This window comes from Sporomusa sp. (assembly GCF_035561255.1).
Classification (GTDB): Bacteria; Bacillota; Negativicutes; order Sporomusales; family Sporomusaceae; genus Sporomusa.
The window spans coordinates 1-4,099 of sequence record NZ_DATMXX010000408.1; the positions used below are offsets into that span (position 1 = coordinate 1).

Genomic DNA, 4,099 nt, shown 5'->3' on the forward strand with positions numbered 1-4,099 from the left:
AACATCAGCAAGCTTCATCGCATATTTGGTAGCAGATACACTGTTACAGCCGTGAGCAATGTTAGCAAACGGGCCGCCATGTACGAAAGCCGGTGTATTTTCGAGAGTTTGCACCAGATTGGGCTTTATGGCGTCTTTGAATAGCAGAGTCAGAGCACCAGTTACTTTAAGGTCGTTCGGGGTTACAGGTTTACCGTCAAGGGTATATGCTACGATAATGCGGCCAATGCGTTCTTTCATGTCGTCCAGGTCTTTTGCCAAACACAGAATGGCCATCATTTCGGAAGCAACAGTAATATCAAAACCATTTTCACGTGGCACACCGTTGGCTTTGCCACCAAGACCACAGACAATGAAACGGAGGGCGCGCTCGTTGAGATCAAGCACCCGGCGCCAGGTTACCCGGCGTGGGTCGATACCAAGAGCATTGCCATGGTGCAGGTGATTATCAATAATTGCTGCCAGGAGGTTATGGGCAGTGGTAATCGCATGGAAATCGCCCGTAAAGTGAAGGTTGATGTCTTCCATTGGAACTACCTGGGCATAACCGCCGCCAGCAGCGCCGCCTTTAACACCAAAACAAGGACCAAGAGATGGTTCGCGCAAAGCGATAACAACTTTCTTACCTTTTTTCCGCAAAGCATCGCCAAGACCAACTGTAGTAGTGGTCTTACCTTCGCCGGCAGGGGTCGGGTTGATGGCGGTTACCAGGATTAGCTTAGCATCCGGACGGCCTTTAATGCGCTCCCAGGTTTTCAGTGAAACCTTTGCTTTGTAACTACCATAGAGTTCAAGCTCTTCTGCAGGGATCGCTAGTTCGTTTGCAACATCAATGATTTTGGACATCTTCGCCTCTTGAGCGATTTCTACGTCACTTTTAAAAGACATTCAGACTTACCTCCTAATATTCTTTGAGCTTTTGCTCTTTAAACCTAGGGCTTGGAGTTTGCGGCTATCCGCGCATAAATTTCCTCCATTGTTACTTTGAAGGCTCCGGTAAGTATGTCCTCTCCGTTTCCGAGAGCAACATCCAGCAACTCATCATCAAAACGAATGACGCCTAACAGTTCTTGAGGAGCAAACTGTTGTTGGATGAATGTTTCTTCTTTAGGAGAGCGTATTTTATTAGCAATTACTTTTGCAACTTCAATGCCTAAATCTTTAGCCAGCTGCATTACCACCCTTGCAGTTTGAACACTGGTTTTACTAGGTTCTGTCACTACAATCATCAGGTCTACACCCTTTGATGTACCACGTGTTAAATGTTCGATGCCCGCTCCCATATCAAGAATAACCACGTCATCCTTATCAAGGATCAAAGAATCCACTACTGAAAATAGAAACGCATTTTCACGGCAATAACATGCCGAGCCACCTGGTTTCACAGCACCCATTCTTAAAAATCTGATATTACCCACGCTAATGGAATACTCATCTAAAATGTCATCGACGTCAGGATTAAGACTGTAAAACAGACCACCACCGGCGCTTTTTTTCTTAATCACTTCTTCCATGTCAATTAGCGGAATTACTTTAGCCAAGATATCATCAGAAATTCCCAGTGCAAGACCTAAACTGGCATCAGGGTCAGCATCAACTGCGTACACACGGCGGCCTTCACGGGCAAATAATTTGGCTAAACTGGCAGAGACAGACGTTTTACCGACGCCGCCTTTGCCGGAGACTGCGATTTTCACAATTTCACCTCCTTTAAATATAGGAATCTTAAATAAAAAATTTTAATATTTTTTATTTCCTAAATTATCTGCTAAATCAAAACAGATGTTTTATCTAACCTAGGTAAGTGTCCGGGCCGTCTTACCTAACAAACTGGCTCCAGCAGCAGCACCTACAACTAAATCTTCAGTGGGCAAGTAATATTGTGCCGTAGCATCAAATAACGCGGTAGCATTGGCAGGAAACTCTTCGTCCCCTTCCCAGATTACGTACGTCACAGGAACCCGGGGCAAAATATCCAAAGTAACAGCTGCATCGCCATATTTAGCAATCAAACCGCCCAATTTCTCCCCGGCTTTGATTAAAAGACCGGATTTCTTTCCAAATATTGCTTTAAAGCCACCAAGAACCCGGCCATTAAAGGGGTGCAAATAAATCATGCCACCTGGTATTTCTTTAAACGATATCAATTGTCCGGTTAAAGACTGTCCGCCTGCGGTAAGCAGGTAATGCAGCAGAACGACTTTAGCAGCCATCGGAACTAGATCCTGACGACCGGCAAAACTCACTTCCCCATCCGGATAACTGACAGTATATACTTCATTAATGTATTTGAGTGTAAAAATATTTTTGGCACTATCAAATCCAGCGCCACTGTTTGCGGCCATTTCTTCCGGATTCTTATCGGCTAGGCCTGCACAAGCTTTTTCAAAAGCCAATTGATAGCCGTTCTGCAGATGTTGAGGAATAATGTTACCGGTTTGCATCAGATGTGCCTCCTAGTACAATAAGTGAAACTACGGAGTATTATTAATAATTATGCCAAACCATTTTGCATTTCACAGGCCTGAATGGTCTGTTTGCAAAGAACAACAGTTGTTACTGAACCGACGCCGCCAGGCACCGGGGTGATTTTCCCGACAATGGCTTCAACCTCGGCATAATCAACATCGCCACAATATTTTCCAGGATTGTCAGGGTCTTCATTAATCCCTACATCTATGACAACCTGGCCTGGTTTAACAAAATTAGCCTTAACCATTTTGGCACGTCCAACAGCAGCAATAAGAACGTCGGCATCAGCACAAACAGCCGGCAAATTATCAGTACGGGAATGGCAGATGGTAACAGTAGCATGTTCTCTAAGCAGCAACATCGCAACAGGCTTGCCGACTACCTGCGAACGCCCTAACACAACCGCTTTTTTGCCTTTTAGCGGAATATCATAGAATTTGAGTATATCCATACAGGCAGTTGGGGTACAGGGTGGGAAGCCTGTAGGATCATCGGTGTATACCTTAGCAGCACTCCCGATGGTCATGCAATCCACATCTTTTTCTACCGGGATTAGATTGCGGATTTTCTTCTCGTCCAATTGTTTGGGTAAAGGAGCAAACATCAGGATGCCATTGATCTCTTTATTAGCACCAACAGCAGTCACAGCTTGTTCAAAAGCAGCCTGTTCAATATCTGCAGGATATTCGAAAACCTGGTAAGACATTCCGATAGAATCACAGGTTTTTTTGGCACCGCCTTCATAAAAAAGGTCATCAGGACGGGCTCCAACCCGGATAATACCTAATTTCGGGGTAATTCCTTTGGCTTTAATTGCTGCTACCTTTTGGGAGAGCTGCTCCTTCATGGCATCGGCAACCGCTTTACCGGCTAATCTTTCGGCCATTTTCCAAAATCCCTCCTATTTCTTTATTTTGTTCAGAACCAATTCCAGTGTAGCATCGGCAATTTTGGAACCATCAGCCAGTAGCTGTTCCATTTCCGCCCGGTTTTTGCTGACATAGTCCTGATCTTTAATCGTATTAAGATTAATTACAACATTGAGCATTCCACTGATCAGCGCGGATTTTAAAAATACAACCCCGCAACCAACATCTGAAATCGCTAAATTAGTACCAATTTGACCCATACGTTCATGAATCTTAATGCCCTCATAACATTTACGCATAATCTGCATAGGGCCTTCACAGGCATCTTTGGAACACTTCTCCATGACTTCTTCTTTATAAGCAATCTGTTCCGGGGTATCTTTGGGTAAGCCATAAGCCTTGGAAAGAGGTTCAAAAACCGCGGCGTCTTCATCCACTAAAGCTTTTAATTCGCCAATTACCTTATCCCCTTTGACAATTAGCTCTTTGACTTCACCCTCAACCTCAGCATATTTCTTTTTACCCACTGTAAGATTCCCCACCATGTTGGAAAGGGCCATTCCAAGGGCACCGCCAAGGGCTGCCGCACCGCCGCCGCCTGGTACCGGGGCCTTTGAGGCTAGTACTTCCAGAAAATCCGAGCAGGACTTATCCAGCATACTCATTATGTTTTGTCCTCCCATCTGCTTCGTTATTTGCTATACAAATCGCTGTAAAATAACACACCATTTTAACTTCTAAGTAAACTAGTTTGTTAT

Annotated in this window: 5 protein-coding genes; all 5 read right to left on the minus strand. The window is 44.6% G+C overall.

The annotated features are described in order from the left end of the window. Positions 1–888: formate--tetrahydrofolate ligase (locus VN379_RS23485; RefSeq protein WP_325538408.1), on the minus strand; the 888-nt coding region annotated here is incomplete at its 3' end. A 44-nt stretch (positions 889–932) separates the two neighbouring features. Continuing rightward, positions 933–1,697, minus strand: coding sequence for a P-loop NTPase (locus VN379_RS23490; RefSeq protein WP_325538410.1), 765 nt, complete (start codon positions 1,695–1,697; stop codon positions 933–935). 99 nt (positions 1,698–1,796) lie between these two features. Next, positions 1,797–2,444 (minus strand): DUF3786 domain-containing protein, encoded by a 648-nt coding sequence (locus tag VN379_RS23495; protein WP_325538412.1) that lies wholly within the window; start codon positions 2,442–2,444, stop codon positions 1,797–1,799. Positions 2,445–2,494: 50 nt separating this feature from the next. Next, entirely contained in the window at positions 2,495–3,358 is an 864-nt protein-coding gene (locus VN379_RS23500) for a bifunctional 5,10-methylenetetrahydrofolate dehydrogenase/5,10-methenyltetrahydrofolate cyclohydrolase (protein ID WP_325538414.1), read from the minus strand. Positions 3,359–3,373: 15 nt separating this feature from the next. Next, positions 3,374–4,006: a cyclodeaminase/cyclohydrolase family protein gene (locus tag VN379_RS23505; protein ID WP_325538416.1), complete on the minus strand. Its 633-nt coding sequence runs from the start codon at positions 4,004–4,006 to the stop codon at positions 3,374–3,376. Positions 4,007–4,099: the final 93 nt, after the last annotated feature.